The organism is Pseudomonas sp. G11-1 (genome assembly GCF_024031555.1).
GTDB classification, from domain to species: Bacteria; Pseudomonadota; Gammaproteobacteria; order Pseudomonadales; family Pseudomonadaceae; genus Halopseudomonas; species Halopseudomonas bauzanensis.
In genome coordinates this window covers 733026-755184 of sequence record NZ_QEYQ01000002.1, presented here as the reverse complement: position 1 = coordinate 755184, position 22159 = coordinate 733026, and the positions used below count along the sequence as shown (strand labels likewise).

Here is a 22159-nt window from a genome sequence, read left to right as displayed (position 1 = left end):
CTTATTTGATATTTTTTTACTTTTTATTTCAACGCATTCTGCAATTCCGTGCAGACGATCTCCAGAGTCTGGATGCGCGCATGGCGCTTGTCTTCTGCGGGAATGACATGCCAGGGCGCAGTGGCGGTGCTGGTGCGTTCGACCATATCGTTCAGCGCCTGCTCATATTGTGGCCATTGATCCCGATTTCGCCAGTCCTCATCGGAAAGCTTGTGGCGTTTGAGCGGCGATTCGGCGCGAGCCTGAAATCGCCGTAGTTGTTCCTCGGGGGTAATTGCCAGCCAGAACTTCAGCACCAGGGTGCCGGCGGCCTGTAATTGCGCCTCGAAATCATTGATTTCATCATAGGCGCGCTGCCATTCCCGGCGGGTGCAGAAGCCTTCGACCCGCTCGACCAGAACGCGGCCATAGTAGCTGCGGTCGAAGATGGCGACACGCCCGGGCAATGGCACGCGTTTCCAGAACCGCAGCAGATAAGGCTGACGGCGTTCTTCGCTGGTCGGCGCGCGGGTGCCATGAACGCGCATATAGCGCGGGTCCAGACATTGGCTGATACGGCGGATGGCCCCGCCCTTGCCAGCGGCATCGGTCCCTTCGAAGACCAGCAGCAGGCTGCGCCCGGCAAACGCTGGATGGCGTACCAGCTCGCGCAACCGGGCCTGGTAGTGCGCGAGCCGCTCCTTGTAGCGGGCCTTGTCCAGCTTGCGGTCGTAATCCAGTTGTTGCAACTGGGTCAGCGGGGCGGGTTGCCAGGAGGCGGTCGGCATCTTGCCGGGGCCGGCCTCCAGCAACTGCTGGGTCCGCTGCAGCACGATCTGGCCGACGCGGATATCCCGCTCATGCTCATCGTCGCCGGATACGGTGATCCAGGGGGCTGCCTCGGTCGAGGTCAGGGTGCTGATCAACTGAAATGAATCCTGGACGCAGGCATAGTCGGCGTCGCTGAAACTACCCCATTCACGCATGGCGACGGTCTGTTCGCCGCTGGCAAATCTTCCTGCTGGTTTTACCGGACCCTCGACCTGCAGCCACAGCTTGACCAGGGCTATGCCCTCACCGGTCAGCAGGCGTTCGAAGCGGGCAACTTCCTCCATCTGCCTGCGCAGCGCCGGCAGGTCGATCTCGCCCCGGCAATAGCGGATCTGTGGTTGGTGATACCAGGAGCCCAGGTAGAAACCGAGCCGGGCTGGTTTGGGCAGGCTGATCCAGTAGCGCCAGAGGTGAGGCATCTGCTGCTCGACGCCCTGGGGCAGGGCAAAGGCTCGGGTATTCAGGTAGCGGTTGTCCAGCGTATTGTAGAAGCCATAAATAGCCTCGGCCTTGCCGGCCTCGTCATTACCGCTGATCAGCACCAGCACCGGCCCCTTCTTCGCTTTGCGCAGGGCATACTGGGCTTCGAGCAGAGCCTCGGTGAGTTTCCGTCGCTGCCGTTTATAGCTTTTTTTGTTGGTGCTGTGTTCGGGCACTTTCATTGTTCCGTCAGGATTTATCCGCGCTCGATCAGTATAGTAACTGCTTGAGAATTTCTTCAGTTTCATGGGATCGCAATGGCGAAGAACAAACGACTCTATGGCTGCACTGAGTGCGGCGCTACCTTCACCAAATGGGCAGGGCAGTGTGGTGAATGCCAGGCCTGGAACACCCTGATTGAAACCGTGATAGATACCACCCCGACGGGCGGCAGCGGTGGCGGTTCGCGCAGCAGCAACTGGGCAGGAGAAATGGCCCAGGTAAAAACCCTCGCCGAGGTATCCACTGAAGAAATGCCCCGCCAGCCCAGCGGTTCGTCGGAGCTGGACCGGGTATTGGGTGGTGGGCTGGTCAGCGGCTCAGTAGTCTTGATCGGCGGTGATCCGGGTATCGGCAAATCCACCATTCTGCTGCAGACCCTGTGCCGACTGGCGCAGAACATGCCCGCGCTGTATATCACCGGTGAAGAGTCCCAGCAGCAGGTAGCGATGCGTGCCGACCGGCTTGGCCTGCCGAAGGACCAGCTCAAGGTCATGACTGAAACCTGCATTGAAAGCATCGTTGCCACTGCCCGGCGGGAGCAACCCAAGGTAATGGTGGTGGACTCCATTCAGACCATCTTCACCGAGCAACTGCAATCAGCCCCCGGCGGTGTCGCCCAGGTACGGGAAAGCGCCGCGCTCCTGGTGCGTTTTGCCAAGCAGAGCGGTACCGCCATTTTCCTGGTTGGCCATGTGACCAAGGAGGGTTCGCTGGCCGGGCCGCGGGTACTCGAACATATGGTCGACACCGTGTTGTATTTCGAAGGTGAGTCCGATGGCCGGCTGCGCATGCTGCGAGCGGTGAAGAACCGTTTTGGTGCGGTCAACGAGCTTGGCGTATTCGCCATGACCGACAAGGGCCTCAAGGAAGTCGCCAACCCCTCGGCGATTTTCCTGTCACGTTATGACGCACCCATTCCCGGCAGTGTGGTGATGTCTACCTGGGAAGGGTCGAGGCCGATGCTGGTGGAAGTGCAGGCGCTGGTAGACACCAGCCACCTGGGCAATCCCCGGCGGGTAACCCTGGGGTTGGATCAGAACCGTCTGGCTATGCTGCTGGCGGTACTGCATCGTCATGGAGGCGTGCCCACCTATGACCAGGACGTGTTCGTCAACGTGGTCGGCGGGGTCAAGGTGCTGGAAACCGCGGCCGATCTGGCGCTGCTGGCCGCGGTGATCTCCAGCCTGCGCAACCGCCCGCTGCCGATGGACCTGATGGTGTTCGGCGAACTCGGTCTGTCGGGCGAGATTCGCCCGGTACCCAGCGGTCAGGAGCGGCTGAAGGAAGCCGCCAAGCATGGCTTTACCCGCGCCATCGTACCCAAGGCCAACGCGCCCAAGGAATCACCCAAGGGCATGCAGGTAGTGCCGGTGACCCGGCTGGATGAAGCCCTGGGCATGCTGTTCGAGTGAGCTGCGCTCCGTTGTCTGCTCAGGCGTCAGCGACCCAGTTCGGTCAGCTCGCGTTCTGCCAGCGACGGGTCGCCCAGCGTCGCGCTGATCAATGCTTTCAACTGGGCGATGGAATCCAGATCGAGATGCCGACAGGCCAGAGCGAGCACGTCGCCACGGCTGAAGGCCAGTTGTGCTTCCAGGCGGATGTGATCGCCGCTAGTCAGCTCGATGATCGTTTCCAAGTGGGCATCAGCGTCGGCCAGTGACCAGGTGTCCGGTCGGCTGATCAACAGGCCTGCCAGGGAGATATCCAGCAACGGGGCAGAGTGGGTCCAGGCATCCTGCTGGAGCCTGACGGTCGCGTCGAAAAGGGCAGGGGAAGAGAAGTGATGGTCTGACATGACGGCCCCCGATAGGTCGGGTTCAAGATGCCATCATTATAGCTGCTGCGCGAAGACTCTACTGAGGGCGATCTGCCGCAGGTTGACCTGCGGCAGATCGAATCGTCAACTCAGACCACGCCTTGGGCGAGCATGGCGTCGGCGACCTTGACGAAGCCGGCGATGTTGGCGCCCTTGACGTAGTTGATATAGCCGTCTTCTTCTTTGCCGTAGCGTTCGCAGGCAGAGTGGATCGACTGCATGATGGCGTGCAGTTTGGTGTCTACCTCGCCATCGGTCCACTGCATACGCATGGCGTTCTGGCTCATCTCCAGCCCGCTCACCGCGACGCCACCGGCATTGGCTGCTTTGCCCGGAGCGAACAGGACGCGGTTCTCCAGGAACACGTCCAGGGCTTCCAGAGTGGACGGCATGTTGGCACCTTCGGCCACGCAGTAGCAGCCATTGGCGATCAGCGTGCGGGCATCGTCGCCGTTAAGCTCATTCTGGGTTGCGCAGGGCAGCGCGATATCGCAGGGCAGGTGCCACGGCGTGCGGTTGGTCAGCATTTCCAGATTGAACTCGGTAGCCATTTCCTGCAGGCGGCCGCGACGCTCGTTCTTCAGGTCCATCAGGTAATGCCACTGTTCAGTGGTCATGCCCTCGGGGAAGTACAGGGTGCCGCCGGAATCGGAAACCGAGATCACCACGGCGCCCAGATCCATCGCCTTGAGCGCAGCATACTGAGCCACATTGCCGGAGCCGGATACAGCAACGCGCTGACCTTCCAGGCTGCGGCCGCGTTCCTTGAGCATTTCTTCGGTGAAGTAGACGCAACCGTAGCCGGTAGCTTCAGGGCGGATCAGGCTGCCGCCGTAGGTCAGGCCCTTGCCGGTCAGCACCGAGGTGAACTCGTTGCGCAGGCGCTTGTACTGGCCATACATGTAGCCTATTTCCCGCGCACCGACACCGATATCACCAGCGGGGATATCCAGGTTCTCGCCGATATGGCGGGACAGTTCGGTCATGAAGGATTGGCAGAAGCGCATCACTTCAGCGTTGCTCTTGCCCTTGGGATCGAAATCGGAACCGCCTTTGCCGCCGCCCATGGGCAGGGTGGTGAGCGCGTTCTTGAACACCTGTTCGAAGGCCAGGAACTTGAGCACGCCCAGATTGACCGAGGGGTGGAAGCGCAGGCCGCCCTTGTAGGGGCCAATGGCGCTGTTCATCTGTACGCGGAAGCCGCGGTTCACATGGACCTGGCCGTTATCGTCCATCCACGGCACGCGGAACATGATCACCCGCTCGGGCTCGATCAGGCGTTCAATGATGCCGGCCTTGAGATACTTCGGGTTCTCCTGCAGAAAGGGCCACAGCGTGCTCAGCACTTCTTCGGCTGCCTGGTGGAATTCGGGTTGCTCTGGATCGCGCAGTTTGAGATGCGCCAGGCAGGAGGTCAGAGTATCAGTCATGGAAGTCTCTTTTTTGCAAGTTTAAGACGTAATGGCGCAAATTTATCAGAGGTGAGCACGCTCTGAAATAGCGTTTCACAAAAAAAAACGCGCGGGAATGAAGGTGAAAGGCACTTTGCAGCACCGCAACGGGCATCGCGCAGGTGCGCAAAGTTCTGTTGTAGATGATTGATTTTAAAGCGTTTTATGGACTTTGTTCGAGGCTCCGCTGCATGCGCGCTTTGGTCGCATGCAGCGGGTCGAAAAAGTTCCAGAAAAATGTGACTTTTTTGACTCAAGCCAGTTTTTTATAGCGGACACGGTGCGGCTGAGCTGCGGCTTCGCCCAGGCGTTTCTTGCGGTCTGCTTCAAACTCGGTGTAATTGCCCTCGAAGAATACCACCTTTGCATCATCCTCATAAGACAGAATGTGGGTGGCGATGCGGTCCAGGAACCAGCGATCGTGGGAAATCACAATGGCCGAGCCAGGGAAGTCCAGCAAGGCTTCCTCCAGGGCGCGCAGCGTTTCGACGTCGAGGTCGTTGGACGGTTCGTCGAGCAGCAGTACGTTGGCGCCCTGTTTCAGCGTCAGCGCCAGGTGCAGACGGCCACGCTCACCGCCGGACAGGTCCTTGACGAACTTCTGCTGATCCGCGCCCTTGAAGTTGAAACGGCCAACATAGCCGCGCGAAGGGACTTCATAGTTGCCGACCTTGATCATGTCGAAGCCGTCGGACACCTGCTCCCAGACAGTCTTGTTCCCATCCAGGTCATCACGGCTCTGGTCGACACTGGCGATCTGCACGCTTTCGCCGATGACGATCTTGCCGCTGTCAGGTTGCTCCTTGCCGGTCAGCATGCGGAACAGCGTGGACTTGCCCGCGCCGTTGCCGCCGATGACACCAACGATGGCGCCCTTGGGAATGGTCAGCGACAAATCGTCGATCAGGACCCTGTCACCATAGCCCTTGGCGACATTATGCAGTTCGATAACCTGGTCACCCAGGCGCTGGCCGGCCGGGATGTAGATCTCGTTGGTTTCACTGCGTTTCTGGAATTCCTGGGATTGCATTTCCTCGAAACGCTGCAGACGCGCCTTGGATTTTGCCTGGCGGCCCTTGGCACCCTGGCGAACCCACTCCAGTTCGGCCTTCATTGCTTTCGCATGGGAGGCTTCCTGCTTGGCTTCGGTAGCCAGGCGGTTGGCCTTGGATTCCAGCCACTGCGAATAGTTGCCCTCGAACGGGATGCCGTGACCGCGGTCCAGTTCCAGAATCCAGCCGGCGACATTGTCGAGGAAATAGCGGTCGTGGGTGATGGCCACCACGGTGCCGGGGAAGTCATGCAGGAAGCGCTCCAGCCAGGCTACCGAGTCGGCATCCAGATGGTTGGTCGGCTCGTCCAGCAGCAGCATGTCGGGGGCCGACAGCAGCAGGCGGCACAGGGCAACCCGGCGCTTTTCGCCGCCAGACAAATGGCCGATCTGCGCATCCCATGGCGGCAGGCGCAGCGCATCGGCGGCGACTTCCAGCTGGCGGTCCAGGTTGTGACCATCGGCGGCCTGCAGGATGGCCTCCAGTTTGGCCTGCTCGGCGGCCAGCGCGTCGAAGTCGGCATCCGGCTCGGCGTAGGCAGCATAGACCTCGTCCAGGCGAGCCTGAGCGTCCTTGATATTGCTGACCGCTTCTTCCACGATCTCGCGGACGGTTTTATCTGCGTCCAGCTGCGGCTCCTGAGGCAGGTAGCCGACATTGATGCCGGGCATGGGCCGGGCTTCGCCGTCAAATTCCTTGTCTACACCGGCCATGATGCGCAGCAGGGTGGATTTACCTGCGCCGTTCAGACCCAGCACGCCGATCTTGGCGCCAGGGAAAAATGACAGGGAGATGTCCTTGAGGATCTGCCGCTTCGGGGGCACAACCTTGCTCACCCGGTGCATGCTGTAAACGTATTGGGCCATGTGGATACAACCTTGATAATTGAATAGAGGAAATGGCACCTGGAACGGGTGCGGAATGGGGGGCAAGGCTAGCCCAAAGTGTGGGTTAGGGCAAACCTGGCGGCTGGCTGGTCTCGCAGCTGCTGCAATTGGGCATGCGTAGTCCATGTGAGCGGTGCGCACCGGCGCCAGCAGCACTTGGCAGGTCCCAGCTCAGGCACTTGAAATCTCCGATCCGACCGGCTGAATGCTTTTCATGTGCCAGTTTGCCCCGGTTGAGGTAAAATGCGGCCTCTTTTTTATTTGTACATCTCTGGCAGAGGGCCGTGACATGTTTAGCCGTTCCAACGATATTGCCACTTTCGACGCCGAGCTGTGGGCAGCGATGCAGCAGGAAGCACAGCGTCAGGAAGAGCACATCGAGTTGATCGCATCCGAGAACTACACCAGTCCTGCGGTCATGCAGGCTCAAGGTTCGGTGCTCACCAACAAGTATGCTGAAGGTTACCCGGGCAAGCGTTACTATGGCGGCTGCGAATTCGTCGATGTGGCCGAGCAACTGGCCATCGACCGCGCCAAGGAACTGTTCGGTGCCGGTTACGCCAACGTTCAGCCGCACGCTGGTTCCCAGGCCAACAGCGCGGTATTCCAGGCGCTGGTAAAGCCCGGTGACACCGTGTTGGGTATGAGTCTGGCCCACGGCGGCCACCTGACTCACGGCGCTTCGGTCAACTTCTCCGGCAAGATGTACAACGCCGTGCAGTATGGCATCGACACCGCGACCGGGCTGATCGACTACGATGAGCTGGAGCGTCTGGCTGTCGAGCACAAGCCGAAAATGATCGTTGCCGGTTTCTCCGCCTACTCTCAGATCCTGGACTTCCCGCGTTTTCGCGAGATTGCCGATAAGGTCGGTGCCTATCTGTTCGTCGACATGGCCCACGTTGCCGGTCTGGTCGCCGCTGGCGTCTATCCGAACCCGGTACCCTACGCTGACGTGGTCACCACCACTACCCACAAGACCCTGCGTGGTCCGCGCGGTGGTCTGATCCTGGCCCGTGCCAACGAAGAACTGGAGAAGAAGCTGAATTCAGCGGTATTCCCCGGTGGTCAGGGCGGCCCGCTGATGCACGTGATCGCCGCCAAGGCAATCTGCTTCAAGGAAGCCATGAGCGACGAGTTCAAGGCCTACCAGCAGCAAGTGGTGAAGAATGCTCAGGCCATGGCCGGTGTGTTCATCGAGCGCGGCTTCGACGTGGTTTCCGGTGGCACTCAGAACCACCTGTTCCTGCTGTCGCTGATCAAGCAGGACATCACCGGCAAGGACGCGGATGCTGCGTTGGGTCGCGCCTTCATTACCGTGAACAAGAATGCGGTGCCGAACGATCCGCGCTCGCCATTCGTGACCTCCGGCCTGCGCCTGGGCACTCCGGCGGTGACCACCCGCGGCTTCCAGGAAACCGAGTGCCGCGAACTGGCCGGCTGGATCTGTGACATTCTGGACAACATGGGCGACGAGTCGGTCATCGATCGTGTCCGTGAACAGGTCAAGGCCATTTGCGCCCGCCTGCCGGTCTATCGTGACTGAGAGTTGCATGTGGTAATCGAACCCCTTGCCGGATGTCCGGCAAGGGGTTTTTTATTGCATTATGCCGGTAGGTCATTACGCTGGTTGCCAATTACCCAGGCGAGGGGAGGGAGTGATGCTGATCAAAGGAACGGCGAGGTGGTTGATCTTGCTATTGATGTGCTGGAGCAGCGCGATGCTGGCCAACAGCAAGCCGGTGGTGCAGGTTGCCTTCATGGACTTTCCCGGATATTCGCAGCTGGACGAGTCCGGCCGGGCCACAGGCAAGGCGGTCGAGCTGGTGCGCAAGTTGCTGAATGAAGCTGGCTATGATGCCCGGATACGGATTTTGCCTGCGGCGCGCATCTGGTTGGGGCTCGAGAGCGGCGACGTGCATCTCTGGCCTGGGGTATTGAATAAGCCTGGGCTCGACGAGCATACGCTGCTGACCGGTCGGGACCTGGGGCAGGTGAATATCAATCTGTATTACCTGCCGGGCCAGCCCGCGCCCGATTGGCCGGAGGGGCTGCGCGGCCGTAGTGTCATCATGATCACCAACTTCACCTATACCAATGCCCTGAACGATACCGTGCAGAATCCGGAGCTGGACCTGACTCTATATAAAAGCAACTCGCACAGGGGAGCGGTGGAGATGTTGCGGCGCGGGCGCGGGGACTACCTGCTGGATTATCGGGCGCAGGTGGATGTCGTGCTGGAGGAGCTGGACGGGGTCAGGCTGGAGCATATTGAGGTCGCGATGCAACCCATGCGTCTGGTGCTATCCCGTCATTCGGGCTTTGCTGAACAGTTACAGACTGATCTGGACGCTGCGTTTGACCGTTTACGGGCGCAGGGAGTCGAACTGGATGTGACGAAGCAGTAGTTTCGCTGCAAGGCAGGCGGTAATGCAGTCCGCCTGCCAGTAGCTATCGGCTGGGATCAGTCGCCGCGCAGATTGAGTGTGCTCAACGTGCGATCACGGACCGTTTTCAGCAGCGCAGCGTCATCGATCAGGGATTGGCCATAGGAGGGAACCAATTCCTTCATGCGAGTCTGCCATTGCGGCGAGCTCATGCGTTCCTTGAAGCAGCGATGTAGTACGTCGATCATCGCCTGCACCGCGGTGGAGGCTCCCGGGGAAGCGCCCAGCAATGCTGCCAGGGTGCCATCCTTCGCGGCGACAATTTCGGTACCGAATTCCAACTTGCCGTGTCCCTCGGCATCTTTCTTGATGATCTGCACGCGCATGCCTGCATTCTGCAGCGTCCAGTCTTCCTCTTTGGCATCGGGGAAGAAGTTGCGCAGGGACGCGACACGGTCCTTGTGCGACTGGAAGGACTCGGCGATCAGGTACTTGGTCAGGTCCATATTGTCGCGACCCACGGCCATCATCGGTGCCACGTTGTACGGGCGAACCGAGGAGAACAGGTCGAATACCGAGCCCTTCTTCAGGAACTTGGTGGTGAAGCCGGCAAAGGGACCGAACAGCAGGGCTGGTTGGCCATTGATGATGCGCGTATCCAGGTGCGGAACGGACATGGGCGGCGCGCCGACTGGAGCCTTGCCATAGACCTTGGAATGGTGCTGCTGGACAATTTCCGGCTTCTTGCACACCAGCCACTGACCGCTGACCGGGAAGCCACCATAACCCTGGCTTTCATCAATATGGGATTTCTGCAGCAGGGGCAGAGAGCCACCGCCGGCGCCAAGGAAGACGAAGCGGGCATTGAACTGTTTGTCCTCGCCGCTTTGTTCATCCTTCACGGCGACACGCCAATGGCCACGCTTGCTTTTGCGCAGGCTCTTGACCGAGTGACTGAGGCACAGATCGAAACCGTCCTGAGTTACCAGATGCTTGATCATGCTGCGAGTCAGTGAGCCGAAATCGACATCCGAACCGTGGTCGACGCGGGTAGCGGCGACCGGACCCTCCGCTGCGCGGTCACGCATGACCAGCGGCATCCACTCAGCCAGTTGCTCCCGCGATTCGCTGTACTGCATATCCGCGAACAGGTGATGGGCGCTGAGCAATTCGTGACGCTTGCGCAGAAAAGCCACGTCTTTCTCACCCCAGACAAAGCTCTGGTGTGCGGTGGGGTTGATGAATTTGCCGGGCGCTGGGAGGATCTGCTGTTCGACCAGGTAGGACCAGAATTGCAGGGTCACCTCGAAGTTCGCGTTGATCGACAGTGCGCGGTTGATCGTGATGTTGCCATCATCGGCTTGGGGAGTGTAGTTCAGCTCACAGTAACCGGCGTGCCCCGTGCCGGCATTGTTCCAGCCATCCGTGCTCTCATGAGCAACGTGATCCAGACGTTCGACCAGGGTAATGGTCATATTTGGATCGAGCTGTTTGAGCAACATTCCGAGCGTGGCGCTCATGACGCCACCACCGACCAGCAATACGTCTACATCTTTTGCTGTCATTTACATGTCGCCTCTTACTAAAAACTGCGCGTATGATACTCGTTTATCCGGTTGAGTGTCATAACCATTACCCTTTTGTAGTAGACGTGGTTGATGGACTACCTGTGCCGGAATGATCGGATGGATAACACGGGGAGGCGGCAGCAGACATGCACGAGGTGGTCATCATCGGTGGGGGTGTCATTGGTTGCCTGTCTGCCCTCAACTTGCTGGATGCTGGAGTACGCGTAACCCTGATCGAGCGGGGGGTGGTTGGCCGCGAGGCCTCCTGGGCAGGTGGCGGGATCGTCTCCCCGCTGTACCCCTGGCGTTACTCCCGACCGATCAGCGCCCTGGCCGACTGGTCGCAGGGTTTCTATCCGCAACTGGCCGCGCGGTTGGCGGAAGATACCGGTATTGATCCGCAGGTGACGCCCTGCGGCCTGCTCTGGCTGGATTCGGAGGAACAGGATGTCGCTCTGAGCTGGGCAGCAGGGCGCGGAAAACCGCTGCTCAGTGTCGATGCCGAGTTCATCTACCGTCAGGTCCCCGTATTGGCGGCCGGATATGAAAATGCATTGTGGCAGGCTGATCTGGCCAATGTACGCAATCCTCGTCTGATGGCCGCCCTGCGCGTTGCTCTGGCTGCCAACCCCCATTGTCGTTTGCTGGAAGGCTGCGCCGACGCCCGCCTGCTGATCGAGCAGGGGCGGGTGGCTGGGGTGCGCTGTGCTGGCGAAAATATGCAGGCCGATGCCGTGGTATTGGCGGCCGGAGCCTGGAGCGGTGAGTTTCTCGCTGAGCTGGGCATGGCACTGCCGGTAGTGCCGGTGAAGGGGCAGATGTTGCTGTACAAGGCGGAGCCGGGTTGGTTGTCGAGCATGGTGCTGTGCGGCGGCCGCTATGCGATTCCGCGGCAGGATGGGCATATCCTGATCGGCAGCACTCTGGAGCATGAAGGTTTCGACAAGACCTCCACCGAGGCTGCGCTGAACTCCCTGCGCGCCTCCGCGGCGCAGCTATTGCCGGCGTTGGCGACGCAGCAGCCGGTTCGCCAGTGGGCCGGGTTGCGTCCCGGTTCGCCGGATGGTGTGCCCTATATTGGCGAAGTGCCGGATTACCCCGGGCTCTGGCTGAATACCGGGCATTACCGCAACGGGCTGGTACTGGCACCGGCTTCCTGTCAGTTCCTGGCAGATGTGATGCTGGGACGGCAGCCGATCATCGACCCGGCGCCCTATGCGGTGACGGCGGGCAGGGAGCTGCTGGCGGGTTAGTCGGGAACCTTTGTTCAGTGGAAGCGGGCTTGCCGGCCAAGGCGCTCCCACTCGGGCACACCGCGGGGCGGAACTGGCGCTGGCGGCAGGCTAGTCTTCCAGTCCCAGTTTCTTCAATCGATAGCGCATTGACCGAAACGTCAGGCCCAGGCGGCGGGCGGCTGCGGTCTTGTTCCAGCGGGTTTCCTCCAGCGCCTGGGTCAATGCCTTGCGTTCGATATCATCGAGAAAGTCTTCCAGCGAATCGATCTGGCGCAGCGCGGAGTCCTCGCCGGGAAGCGGGCTGGCGTTAAGCTGGATATCGCTGGCCATGATGGTATCGCCTTCACACAGGGTGAAGGCCCGCTCCAGAATATTCTCCAGCTCGCGCACGTTGCCGGGGAAGCGGTAGTTGCTCAACCGCTCCATGCACGCCGGGTCTATATGGGGCACCTCGACGCCCGCGCGCTGGGCCAGTTGGGTGAGAATGCGCCGGGCCATCGGTGCGATATCCTCACGGCGCTCGCGCAGCGGTGGTACGCAGAGCTCGATCACATTGATCCGATAGAACAGGTCCTGGCGGAATCGCCCTTCGGCCACTTCCACCGCCAGGTCCTTGTGGGTCGCGCATAGCAGCCGCACATTCACCGGCTGCTCCTGCTGGGTGCCGACCGGACGCACCGCCTTTTCCTGAATCGCCCGCAGCAGCTTGACCTGCATCGCCAACGGCAGATCGGCCACCTCATCGAGAAACAGGGTGCCGCCACTGGCCGCCTGGAACAGGCCGGGCTTGTCAGCCACGGCGCCGGTGAAGCTGCCTTTGCGGTGGCCGAAGAATTCGCTTTCCATCAGCTCCGAAGGTATCGCCCCGCAGTTCACCGGTACGAAGGGATGACAGGCCCGCGGCCCCAGCGCGTGGATGCGCCGGGCGACCAGTTCCTTGCCGCTGCCGGATTCACCACTGATATAGAGCGGTGCCTCGCTGCGTGCGAGCTTGGCGATCTGTCGACGCAATTGCTGGATTGGCGGTGAGCTGCCCTGAATCGGATCGTCGCTCTCTTCAATCAGTGGGGCTTCCTGGCGCTGGTTCAGCCGTAGGGCACCATTGACCAGTTCGCGCAGCCGCTGCAAGTCGACGGGCTTGGTAACGAAATCGAAGGCGCCGGATTTGAGCGCAGTGATGGCGGTATCCAGGCTGCCATAGGCGGTAATCATCGCCACCGGGGTGTTTGGGCAATGCTGCTGAATATGTCGCACCACGCTCAAGCCATCGCCGTCAGGCAGACGCATGTCGGTCAGGCACAAGTCGAAGTGCTGCTGATTGAGCAGCTCCAGCGCCTGGCCGAGGCTGGTCGCGCTGCGGGTACTGATGTTCATCCGCCCCAGAGTCATGTCGAGCAGCTCCAGGATATCGGGCTCGTCATCAATGATCAGTGCCAGCGGATTGTTCACGTTGTGCTCCATGCGTTCGTGCGGTTCGAAAAGGGCATCATACCAGCCGTCTGGGGTGGGCGAAGACGATGCGCATGCAGCTGCCGCGCGGCTCCAGCCGTTCATACTCCAGGGTTGCCTGGTTGCTCTCGCATAGCTCGCGGGAGATATACAGGCCCAGACCGGTACCGGCGGACTCGGTAGTGTAGAACGGTTCGAATACCTGACTCAGATGGCGATCATCGATGCCCGGTCCGTGGTCGATGATCTCCAGGGTCGGCAGGCCGGTCCCGGCATCTTCATACAGCTTTAGCCAGATGGTTCGCTCGCTGCCCGGCTCGCCACTGTAACGGAAGGCATTCTGGCACAGATTGCTCAGCACCTGGCGCAGCTGATTGGGGTCCATGCGGGTCAGGATGCCTTCCTTCTCCAGTTCGCATTCGATGGTATCAGTGGCCGGGCTGGTCTGCTTGTAGTCTCGGATGAACTGCGCTACCCAGAGTGTCAGATCGACCAGTTGTGGTTCGCTCTGCCTCCGCCGGGACAATTCCAGCACGGTTTCGATGACCTTGTTCATGCGCTTGGAGTGCTGCTGGATGATCTCGGTCAGGCGTCGGTCCTGGTCGTGGATGTGCTCCGACTCGATCAGCAACTGCGCAGCGTGGCTGAGGGCGCCCAGCGGGTTGCGGATCTCATGGGCGATGCTCGCGGTAAGTCGGCCCAGGGAGGCCAGTTTGAGTTGTTGGACCTGCTGTGCCATCAGCGCATTATCGTCGAGGAAGACCAGGATCGACTCCCGCTCATCGGCGGGCAGGCGCTTGAAGTTGGCCATCAATTCCGCGCCGCCGGGATGGTTGCGAAAGGGCAGAGCACGGATCGATGGATTGACTTGCCATTGGCGCTGGCGCTGGCCCAGCTCCGGGGCGAGGCTATCGAGGGCCATACCGCGGATGATCGGCTTGCCCAGCATTTGGGCGGCGGCTTCATTGGCCAGCAGTACCTGCAGCGATTCATCGATCACCATGATGCCGGTGCGCATGCGCTGGATGATCAACTGGTTGAGCTTTTCCAGGCTGGCCAGGCTGGCTGCCTGCTGCTGGGCCAGGTTTTCCGACAGCCGCAGGCGGCGGCTGAGGCGCTGCACAAATAGCGCTACCGCAAAATAGATGCAGCCCAGCACACCCACCTGCAGGTAGCTTTGACTGATCGACGGGTGCGCGAGGCTCAGGAAGAATGTCAGATAGATCAACGCCAGACTGGCCAGCGCCGCCAGCAGCAGGCCAATGCGCCCGTGCAGCAGAATATTGCCGGTAGCCACCGGAATGATCAGCAGGTTGCCCAGCCCGCTGCTGGCGCCACCGGCCGCGTAGAACAACACCGCCAGCAGGAAGATATCGATGAACGCCAGCACGAACAGATGCAGGTCGCGCTTGCCCTGATGCAGCAGCAGGGCTATCAGCACGTTGATGATCAGATAGATCCAGCTGGCGCTTTCGTAAAGATCGGGGTTCTGCAGGTCGATCAGCCCGTCGCGCAGGGCAGAGCTGGTCAGCAGCGTCAGGAAAAGTCCAAGCACCACCCGATAGATATTGTAGATGCGCAATATTTTCGGGCGTTGGGAGTCAACCGTATCAGTACTGCTGGTCCACATCGCGATGCTCACTGCAGCAATACCATTTGTCGTCCTGACGCAGGGCCATATCTTCCGGCAGATGCAGCTGGCATTGAGCGCAGCGAACCATCCTGGGCGGTTGTTGCGGCGGCGTTCGGTGTTTCTCTGCCTGGGCGGCCTTGAACTGGCGCCAGAAGACAAAGGCGATATAAGCCAGCACCAGCAGAATGAACAGTTTGATCAAGCCCATGATCGTGGTGATTCCATGTAGGTAAGCGAATGGCCCTTAGTGTATCCCACCCGGGCGATGCGCCAAACAAGTCCGTGGCTCGGGTGGTCAAACTGGCTTGATCGAATGATTTTCTATGGGAGCAGTGGGGGTTGGGCTGCGAAAGCTCAGGTGTTGGAGGGTGCCGGTGGATTCAGGTAATCCGGGGCTGGCAATAGCGTGCGATCAGAGCACGCCTGCCGGTGCGATGTGACGCCGAGGGAACGGCGTCACATCTTCAATCAATCAAACAGACCGAAAGTCAGCCGGCTCCAGATGGAGCGCTTGGGCTCTGGTTCCTGTTCCTGCCGTGGGGTCTTGATATCCCGGGGCAGAGCATTCAGCGCTGCTTGATACTGCTGTTCCATTTCCCGTTCCATCTGGGTTTCCCGGTTCATGGACGGCGGGGTCATGACCTTGTCCAGCAGGCCGGTGGTCATCGATTCGACCCAACCGGATTCGCGCTGGGCAGGCTCCACATGATGGCGGAACTCGCCGTCCTGAAGGCTCGGGTGCTCGGGATAGTTGGTCTGCAGCGTCAGCAGGGCGTTGTTGGCCAGATCATCCATGGCCAGACGACGGTAGCCTTCGACCATCAGCGCCAGGCCGTCACCGACAGACGGGGTCTGCTGGAAATTCTCGACAATGTAGCGACCGCGGTTGACGGCGGCAACGTACGCGCCGCGCTTGAGATAATAATGGCCGACGTGAGTGTCGTAGGCGGCCAACAGGTTGCGCAGGTACACCATGCGCTGGCGCGCATCGGGCGCGTAACGGCTGTTGGGGTAACGGCTGACCAGTTGGGCGAACTCGTTGAATGAGTCCCGGGCCGCACCCGGATCGCGACGGGTCATGTCCAGCGGCAGGAAGCGCTCGAAGAGCCCCCGGTCGCGGGTGAAGGAAGTCATGCCGCGCAGGTAGTAGGCGTAATCCACATCGGGATGCTGCGGGTGCAGGCGGATGAAACGGTCGGCAGCTGATTTGGCAGCATCCAGTTCCAGGTTCTGGTAGTAGGCATAGATCAGTTCCAGCTGCGCCTGTTCGGCGAAGCGTCCGAACGGATAGCGCGACTCCAGGGCCCGCAGCGATTCGATAGCCTGGCCGTAGTTGTTGGCGTCCAGGTTCTTCTGGGCCAGGACATAGAGCTCGGACTCGCTGAGCGATTCATCCAGAACCGTCGCCTTGTTTGATGAACAGGCCGCCAGCAGACTCAGCAGACCGACCAGCAATAGATGTTTAATCGACATGTTTGACATCCGGATGGACGACCCCGCGCTGTTGCCCTGACAGCCGTCCTGTTATAGTTGAGCTCAGTTGCCAGGCACAGCATGCGCCAGGCAAAGAAGCCGTATTTAACCACAGCGCCGGGCCGAAACCAAAAGGGATTGCGCGTACCGGTGCGTTCCAGTGAGCCATTGATGTCCGAACGAATTCGCTTGTCTGCACAGGTTACCCCGGAGTGCGGTGGTCAACGCCTTGACCAGGTCGCTGCCCGATTGTTCCCCAGCCACTCCCGATCGCGGTTGCAGGGTTGGATCAAGGACGGCAGTCTGACGGTGGACGGCAGACAGGTCCGCCCGCGCGATACCGTCTATACCGACGAACTGCTGGAACTGGATGCCGAACTTGAAGTTCAGGGTGATTGGCTGCCGCAAGCCATCGACCTGGATATCGTCTATGAAGATCACGCGCTGCTGGTGATCAACAAGCCGGCGGGGCTGGTGGTGCATCCCGCCGCCGGTCATCATGACGGCACCCTGCTCAATGCGCTGCTGCACCACGCTCCCGAGTTGGCCAAAGTGCCGCGCGCGGGCATCGTGCACCGCCTGGACAAGGACACCACCGGTCTCATGGTCGTGGCCAAAACCCTGGAAGCACAGACCGATCTGGTCATCCAGCTGCAGAACCGGACGGTCACTCGTGAATACGAATGCGTGGTGGTGGGCGTAATGACAGCCGGTGGCAAGGTCGACCAGCCCATCGCTCGCCACGGCAATAATCGGCAGAAGATGGCGGTGGTTGCCGGCGGCAAGGAGGCGGTGAGTCATTACCGCGTCATCAGCCGTTTTCGTGCCCACACCCACGTCAAGGTCAAGCTGGAAACCGGCCGCACGCATCAGATCCGTGTGCATATGAGTCATATCAATTATCCGCTGGTGGGCGATCCGACCTATGGCGGCCGGCTGCGTATTCCGCCGGGCGCGACGCAGGAGCTGATTGCCATGCTGCGAGAATTCCCACGCCAGGCACTGCATGCCCGGCGGCTGGAACTGGAGCATCCGGATGACAATCGGCCGATGCGCTGGGAAGCGCCGCTGCCCGCCGATATGCAGGCGTTGCTGGCGCTGCTGCGCCAGGACGGCGAGTTGGAAGAATGAAAGAGCACTGGCTGCAGGCCGACTGGCCGGCCCCCGAGTGGGTCAAGACCTGCGTCACCACGCGGCAGGATGGCTGCAGTCAGGGCGTGTACAAGGGATTCAATCTGGGTACCCACGTTGGCGATGATCTGAATAACGTTCTGGCCAACCGGGCGGAGCTGGGGCGCATGCTGGGCTGTCGCATGGCCTGGCTGGAGCAGACGCACAGTACCGATGTGGTCGAGGCCGCGCCGGGCCTGGTGGAGGAAGCGGATGCCAGCTGGACCCTTGAGCCGGACGTCGCCTGCGTGATCATGACCGCCGACTGTCTGCCGGTATTGTTCTGCGACCGTGCCGGCACCCGCGTGGCCGCAGCCCATGCCGGCTGGCGCGGGCTGGCTGCCGGGATTCTGGAGAACACCATCAGCGCGCTGGGGGTGCCGCCGGAAGAACTGCTGGTCTGGCTGGGCCCGGCCATCGGCCCCGAGGCCTTTGAAGTGGGTCCGGAAGTACGGGAGATTTTCGGCAGCACGGCTGCGGCGGCCTGTTTTGTGCCCTCCGAGCGTCCGGGGCATTACCTGGCGGATATCTATCAACTGGCCCGGCTGCGCCTCACCAATGCCGGCGTGAATGCTGTCTATGGCGGTGGTTTGTGTACGGTCAGTGACCCCACCCGGTTCTTCTCCTATCGGCGCGACGGGCAAACCGGGCGCTTCGCTTCACTGGTTTGGCTGGACTCCGCGACAAAAAATTGACGCCGATCAGTACGACCCCCTTGAAAGCGCAGTAATAATCCTCATCTATCATTCATCTAAGTGAATCTCGCCGGACCGGGACAGACCCCGACTTCCGGCCTGCCGATAAGGATTGCTACTCATGCGTATTGACCGCTTAACCAGCAAGTTGCAAATGGCTCTGTCCGACGCGCAGTCGTTGGCGGTAGGCCGTGACCACAACCAGATCGAGCCGGTGCATCTGATGCTCGCGCTGATCGAACAGCAGCAGGGCTCGATCAAACCGTTGCTGCTGCAGGTCGGCTTCGACCTCGGCAGTCTGCGCCAGCAGCTCAGCGATGCCGTCGATCAACTGCCGACCATCGCCAACCCCACTGGCGATGTGAACCTGTCCACCGATCTTGCCCGCCTGCTCAACAGGGCTGACGGCTTGGCTCAGAAGCGCGGCGATCAGTTCATTTCCAGCGAGCTGGTGCTGCTTGCAGCGATGGACCAGGACACCCGTCTGGGCAAGATCCTGTTGGCCCAGGGCGTATCGAAGAAGGGGCTGGAAACCGCCATCGACAACCTGCGTGGCGGCGAGAGCGTGACCGACGCCAACGCCGAGGAGTCCCGCCAGGCGCTGGACAAGTACACCGTCGATCTGACCCGCAAGGCCGAGGAGGGTAAGCTCGATCCGGTGATCGGCCGTGACGACGAGATCCGCCGCACCGTCCAGGTCCTGCAACGTCGGACCAAGAACAATCCGGTACTGATCGGTGAGCCCGGCGTGGGCAAGACCGCCATTGTCGAAGGGCTGGCCCAGCGCATCATCAATGGTGAAGTACCCGATGGGCTGAAGGGCAAGCGCCTGCTGTCGCTGGATATGGGGTCGCTGATCGCCGGCGCCAAGTTCCGCGGCGAGTTCGAGGAGCGGTTGAAGGCGGTGCTCAACGAGCTGGGCAAGCAGGAAGGCCAGATCATCCTGTTCATTGATGAGTTGCATACCATGGTCGGCGCCGGCAAGGCCGAAGGTTCCATGGACGCGGGCAATATGCTCAAGCCGGCCCTGGCGCGTGGCGAGCTGCACTGCGTGGGTGCCACCACCCTGGACGAGTACCGGCAATATATCGAGAAGGACGCAGCGCTGGAGCGGCGCTTCCAGAAGGTACAGGTGGATGAGCCCAGTGAAGAAGACACCATCGCCATCCTGCGCGGCCTGAAGGAGCGCTACGAGGTGCATCACAAGGTGGCGATCACCGATGGCGCGATCATCGCTGCGGCCAAGCTGTCGCATCGTTACATCACCGATCGCCAGCTGCCGGACAAGGCCATCGACCTGATCGATGAAGCTGCCAGCCGCATCCGCATGGAGATCGACTCCAAACCGGAGGAACTGGACCGGCTGGATCGACGGCTGATCCAGCTCAAGGTCGAGCGCGAGGCGCTGAAGAAGGAAGATGACGAGGCCACCATCAAGCGGCTGGAAAAGCTTGAAGAGGATATTGCCCGGCTGGAGCGCGAATACGCCGATCTGGAGGAAATCTGGAAATCCGAAAAGGCGGAAGTGCAGGGCACGGCCCAGTTGCAGGAGAAGATCGAACAGGCCAAGCAGGAATTGGAGAATGCCCGGCGCAAGGGTGATCTGAACCGCATGGCTGAACTGCAGTACGGCATCATACCTGACCTGGAGCGCAGCCAGCAGATGGCTGAGCAGCATGGCAAGACCGAGAATCAGCTGCTGCGCAACAAGGTCACCGATGAGGAAATCGCCGAGGTGGTCTCCAAATGGACCGGCATTCCGGTGTCCAAGATGCTTGAAGGCGAACGTGACAAGCTGCTGCGCATGGAGCAGGAGCTGCACCAGCGGGTGATTGGCCAGCATGAGGCCGTGGTGGCCGTGTCCAACGCCGTGCGCCGCTCCCGCGCCGGCTTGTCGGACCCCAACCGCCCCAGTGGCTCTTTCCTGTTCCTCGGTCCGACCGGGGTGGGCAAGACCGAGCTGTGCAAGGCGCTGGCCGAATTCCTGTTCGACACCGAAGAGGCCATGGTGCGCATCGATATGTCCGAATTCATGGAGAAACACTCCGTGGCCCGCCTGATCGGCGCGCCTCCGGGTTATGTCGGCTACGAGGAAGGTGGTTACCTGACCGAAGCGGTACGCCGCAAGCCGTACTCGGTGATCCTTATGGACGAAGTGGAAAAGGCGCATCCGGATGTGTTCAATATCCTGCTGCAGGTACTGGAAGACGGCCGCCTGACCGACAGCCAGGGCCGCACCGTGGACTTCCGCAACACGGTGATCGTCATGACCTCGAACCTGGGTTCAGCGCAGATCCAGGAGTTGGTCGGTGATCCGGAAGCTCAGCGGGCGGCAGTCATGGATGCTGTCGGCCAACACTTCCGTCCCGAGTTCGTCAACCGGATCGATGAGGTGGTAGTGTTCGAGCCGCTGGGCAAGGAACAGATCGGCGGTATCGCCGAGATCCAGCTGAGCCGTCTGCGCCAGCGCCTGGCCGAGCGGGAGCTGAATCTGGAGCTGAGCGACGAGGCGCTGGAAAAACTCGTCGCCGTCGGCTACGACCCCGTCTACGGCGCCCGCCCACTCAAGCGCGCCATCCAACGCTGGATCGAAAACCCGCTGGCCCAACGCATACTGGCCGGCGACTTCGAACCCGGTGCGGTGATCAAGGCAGGCGTGGAAGGGGAGGAGTTTGTGTTCACCCGATAAGCTGAATGGACCACCAGGCGGGCATCAATTTCTGATGCCCGCCCTGGGATTGTCGAGCACCAGCTCGACAGCTCTCCTATCAGGCAAACCCGTTGCCGCCGCCAGCAAGATACGAGCTGGTGCTCGAATCTCCCAGGAGCTCACTCCGGTCCAGTGCCCGCCCCGGGATTGTCGAGCATCAGCTCGACAGAGCTCCTATCAGGCCGCGCTGATGCGCCCTTCTACTCGGGACCGACATAGGCGCTGGACCACCGCCACGCTTCTGCTGCGTGACACAACCCGGCCTTTACCGGATTCTCATGGATGTAGTTCACTGCGGTATGGAAATGTCTCTCGTCACGTATGAACCTGTCCCAGTAACCTCTAGCCCAGATGCTGCCTACCGGTATCCCTAAACCCAGGCGCTCGTTATTGTTTACTGCCCAGCGACCGCTGTAGGACTTCCAGCTTTGTACAATCCTTGGTAGCGAGTAGTGAGCCTCAATAAGGATATGCACATGGTTGGGCATGAGGCACCACGCCAATAGGCGATAACGTCGCCCGTCATGGAGCCGCAGCCCCTGAATGAATACCTCAGCCATCTGAGGGTGGGCCAAGGCGCAGCAGCCCAGGCCGCGGTCGATCCAGTATTCCATTTTTCTACGGCGTTCAACGCTTTGACGTGCCAGCGGCAAAATCCGTAGCTCCGACTTGATCTGTCTCAACCGATCAGCGGGTAGGGAGTCAGCTAAGCGGAAGGAAATGAACTGAGTGGCATCGGGCCCATCGAAGTGCGGCAGCTTCCGCGAGTGATACCAGCCTTGGTAGAGGAGTTCGTCCATGACTATCGATCCAAACAGAATGATTGGATGCTTGCAAAGGTAGGCTCTGGTTACAAGGAGGTGTGCCTGTTGGAACGCATAGTTGAGAACGGGCATACATTTTACGGGGGAGAAAAGCTGTCGAGCTGGTGCTCGACAATCCCGGGAGGGAGTCTCGTTGAGGTTGGTGAGTGCGGACGGATTGGCATTCCTGGGAGGTTCGAGCGCCAGCTCGTACCTTTCTACCAGCGGCATCGCGTTGCTTGATGGAAAAGCTGTCGAGCTGGTGCTCGACAATCCCGGGAGGGAGTCTCGTTGAGGTTGGTGAGTGCGGACGGATTG

17 protein-coding genes are annotated in these 22159 nt (G+C 60.6%); 7 read left to right on the top strand and 10 right to left on the bottom strand.

The window, feature by feature from the left end:
- Positions 1-23 precede the first annotated feature (23 nt).
- Positions 24-1472 (bottom strand): polyphosphate kinase, encoded by a 1449-nt coding sequence (locus tag DHB74_RS09590; protein WP_499161287.1) that lies wholly within the window; start codon positions 1470-1472, stop codon positions 24-26.
- 75 nt (positions 1473-1547) lie between these two features.
- Here DHB74_RS09590 and radA point away from each other — a divergent pair, with 75 nt between their 5' ends.
- On the top strand, positions 1548-2924 hold the full coding sequence (radA, locus tag DHB74_RS09585) for a DNA repair protein RadA (protein ID WP_036990744.1): 1377 nt from the start codon (positions 1548-1550) through the stop codon (positions 2922-2924).
- Positions 2925-2950: 26 nt separating this feature from the next.
- Here radA and DHB74_RS09580 read toward each other — a convergent pair whose 3' ends face one another.
- From DHB74_RS09580 to ettA, 3 genes are all read right to left on the bottom strand, one after another.
- Positions 2951-3307: a PilZ domain-containing protein gene (locus tag DHB74_RS09580; protein ID WP_036990741.1), complete on the bottom strand. Its 357-nt coding sequence runs from the start codon at positions 3305-3307 to the stop codon at positions 2951-2953.
- 110 nt (positions 3308-3417) lie between these two features.
- Positions 3418-4758 carry an NADP-specific glutamate dehydrogenase gene (gene gdhA / locus DHB74_RS09575; RefSeq protein ID WP_036990740.1) on the bottom strand — a complete coding sequence of 447 codons (1341 nt, stop codon included), beginning with the start codon at positions 4756-4758 and terminating at the stop codon, positions 3418-3420.
- Between the two features lie 274 nt (positions 4759-5032).
- A complete protein-coding gene (gene ettA, locus DHB74_RS09570) occupies positions 5033-6697 on the bottom strand; it encodes an energy-dependent translational throttle protein EttA (RefSeq protein WP_036990738.1) in 1665 nt (554 codons plus the stop codon).
- 310 nt (positions 6698-7007) lie between these two features.
- Between ettA and glyA the strand changes: the two genes are divergently transcribed.
- Together glyA and DHB74_RS09560 are read left to right on the top strand one after the other, a co-directional pair.
- A complete protein-coding gene (gene glyA, locus DHB74_RS09565) occupies positions 7008-8264 on the top strand; it encodes a serine hydroxymethyltransferase (protein WP_499161286.1) in 1257 nt (418 codons plus the stop codon).
- A 115-nt stretch (positions 8265-8379) separates the two neighbouring features.
- Positions 8380-9126, top strand: coding sequence for a substrate-binding periplasmic protein (locus DHB74_RS09560; protein ID WP_143063075.1), 747 nt, complete (start codon positions 8380-8382; stop codon positions 9124-9126).
- Positions 9127-9182: 56 nt separating this feature from the next.
- On the opposite strand, the gene mqo is transcribed toward DHB74_RS09560, so the two are convergent.
- Positions 9183-10670 (bottom strand): malate dehydrogenase (quinone), encoded by a 1488-nt coding sequence (mqo, locus tag DHB74_RS09555; RefSeq protein ID WP_036990735.1) that lies wholly within the window; start codon positions 10668-10670, stop codon positions 9183-9185.
- A 149-nt stretch (positions 10671-10819) separates the two neighbouring features.
- Between mqo and thiO the strand changes: the two genes are divergently transcribed.
- On the top strand, positions 10820-11926 hold the full coding sequence (gene thiO, locus DHB74_RS09550; RefSeq protein WP_499161285.1) for a glycine oxidase ThiO: 1107 nt from the start codon (positions 10820-10822) through the stop codon (positions 11924-11926).
- Between the two features lie 90 nt (positions 11927-12016).
- Here thiO and DHB74_RS09545 read toward each other — a convergent pair whose 3' ends face one another.
- The 4 genes from DHB74_RS09545 to DHB74_RS09530 form a co-directional block, all read right to left on the bottom strand.
- Entirely contained in the window at positions 12017-13297 is a 1281-nt protein-coding gene (locus DHB74_RS09545) for a sigma-54-dependent transcriptional regulator (RefSeq protein ID WP_407920283.1), read from the bottom strand.
- Positions 13298-13394: 97 nt separating this feature from the next.
- Positions 13395-14987, bottom strand: coding sequence for a sensor histidine kinase (locus DHB74_RS09540; RefSeq protein WP_036990733.1), 1593 nt, complete (start codon positions 14985-14987; stop codon positions 13395-13397).
- Positions 14968-15198 (bottom strand): PP0621 family protein, encoded by a 231-nt coding sequence (locus DHB74_RS09535; protein ID WP_051611040.1) that lies wholly within the window; start codon positions 15196-15198, stop codon positions 14968-14970. Before DHB74_RS09535 ends, DHB74_RS09540 begins: the two co-directional genes overlap by 20 nt.
- 260 nt (positions 15199-15458) lie before the next feature.
- Positions 15459-16463, bottom strand: coding sequence for an outer membrane protein assembly factor BamD (locus DHB74_RS09530; RefSeq protein ID WP_036991184.1), 1005 nt, complete (start codon positions 16461-16463; stop codon positions 15459-15461).
- A gap of 171 nt (positions 16464-16634) precedes the next feature.
- On the opposite strand from DHB74_RS09530, the gene rluD reads away from it, so the two are divergent.
- The 3 genes from rluD (at position 16635) to clpB (ending at position 21017) form a co-directional block, all read left to right on the top strand.
- The gene (gene rluD, locus DHB74_RS09525) at positions 16635-17594 is read left to right on the top strand and encodes a 23S rRNA pseudouridine(1911/1915/1917) synthase RluD (protein WP_136869229.1); all 960 of its coding nucleotides are present in this window, start codon (positions 16635-16637) and stop codon (positions 17592-17594) included.
- Positions 17591-18328, top strand: a complete 738-nt coding sequence (gene pgeF, locus DHB74_RS09520) for a peptidoglycan editing factor PgeF (protein WP_136869230.1) — start codon at positions 17591-17593, stop codon at positions 18326-18328. Before rluD ends, pgeF begins: the two co-directional genes overlap by 4 nt.
- 121 nt (positions 18329-18449) lie before the next feature.
- A complete protein-coding gene (clpB, locus tag DHB74_RS09515) occupies positions 18450-21017 on the top strand; it encodes an ATP-dependent chaperone ClpB (RefSeq protein WP_499161284.1) in 2568 nt (855 codons plus the stop codon).
- A gap of 221 nt (positions 21018-21238) precedes the next feature.
- Here the strand turns inward: clpB and DHB74_RS09510 are convergent, their stop codons facing one another.
- Positions 21239-21838: an REP-associated tyrosine transposase gene (locus DHB74_RS09510; protein WP_499161283.1), complete on the bottom strand. Its 600-nt coding sequence runs from the start codon at positions 21836-21838 to the stop codon at positions 21239-21241.
- Positions 21839-22159 lie beyond the last annotated feature (321 nt).

Bases quoted from the DNA above. Each gene is read 5' to 3' on its own strand.
- DHB74_RS09580 (WP_036990741.1), bottom strand. From the start codon at position 3,307: ATGTCAGACCATCACTTCTCTTCCCCTGCCCTTTTCGACGCGACCGTC.
- DHB74_RS09530 (WP_036991184.1), bottom strand. From the start codon at position 16,463: ATGTCGATTAAACATCTATTGCTGGTCGGTCTGCTGAGTCTGCTGGCG.
- mqo (WP_036990735.1), bottom strand. From the start codon at position 10,670: ATGACAGCAAAAGATGTAGACGTATTGCTGGTCGGTGGTGGCGTCATG.
- DHB74_RS09560 (WP_143063075.1), top strand. From the start codon at position 8,380: ATGCTGATCAAAGGAACGGCGAGGTGGTTGATCTTGCTATTGATGTGC.
- rluD (WP_136869229.1), top strand. From the start codon at position 16,635: ATGTCCGAACGAATTCGCTTGTCTGCACAGGTTACCCCGGAGTGCGGT.
- DHB74_RS09545 (WP_407920283.1), bottom strand. From the start codon at position 13,297: ATGACTCTGGGGCGGATGAACATCAGTACCCGCAGCGCGACCAGCCTC.
- thiO (WP_499161285.1), top strand. From the start codon at position 10,820: ATGCACGAGGTGGTCATCATCGGTGGGGGTGTCATTGGTTGCCTGTCT.
- radA (WP_036990744.1), top strand. From the start codon at position 1,548: ATGGCGAAGAACAAACGACTCTATGGCTGCACTGAGTGCGGCGCTACC.
- DHB74_RS09540 (WP_036990733.1), bottom strand. From the start codon at position 14,987: ATGTGGACCAGCAGTACTGATACGGTTGACTCCCAACGCCCGAAAATA.
- DHB74_RS09590 (WP_499161287.1), bottom strand. From the start codon at position 1,472: ATGAAAGTGCCCGAACACAGCACCAACAAAAAAAGCTATAAACGGCAG.
- ettA (WP_036990738.1), bottom strand. From the start codon at position 6,697: ATGGCCCAATACGTTTACAGCATGCACCGGGTGAGCAAGGTTGTGCCC.
- clpB (WP_499161284.1), top strand. From the start codon at position 18,450: ATGCGTATTGACCGCTTAACCAGCAAGTTGCAAATGGCTCTGTCCGAC.
- DHB74_RS09535 (WP_051611040.1), bottom strand. From the start codon at position 15,198: ATGGGCTTGATCAAACTGTTCATTCTGCTGGTGCTGGCTTATATCGCC.
- pgeF (WP_136869230.1), top strand. From the start codon at position 17,591: ATGAAAGAGCACTGGCTGCAGGCCGACTGGCCGGCCCCCGAGTGGGTC.
- gdhA (WP_036990740.1), bottom strand. From the start codon at position 4,758: ATGACTGATACTCTGACCTCCTGCCTGGCGCATCTCAAACTGCGCGAT.
- glyA (WP_499161286.1), top strand. From the start codon at position 7,008: ATGTTTAGCCGTTCCAACGATATTGCCACTTTCGACGCCGAGCTGTGG.
- DHB74_RS09510 (WP_499161283.1), bottom strand. From the start codon at position 21,838: ATGGACGAACTCCTCTACCAAGGCTGGTATCACTCGCGGAAGCTGCCG.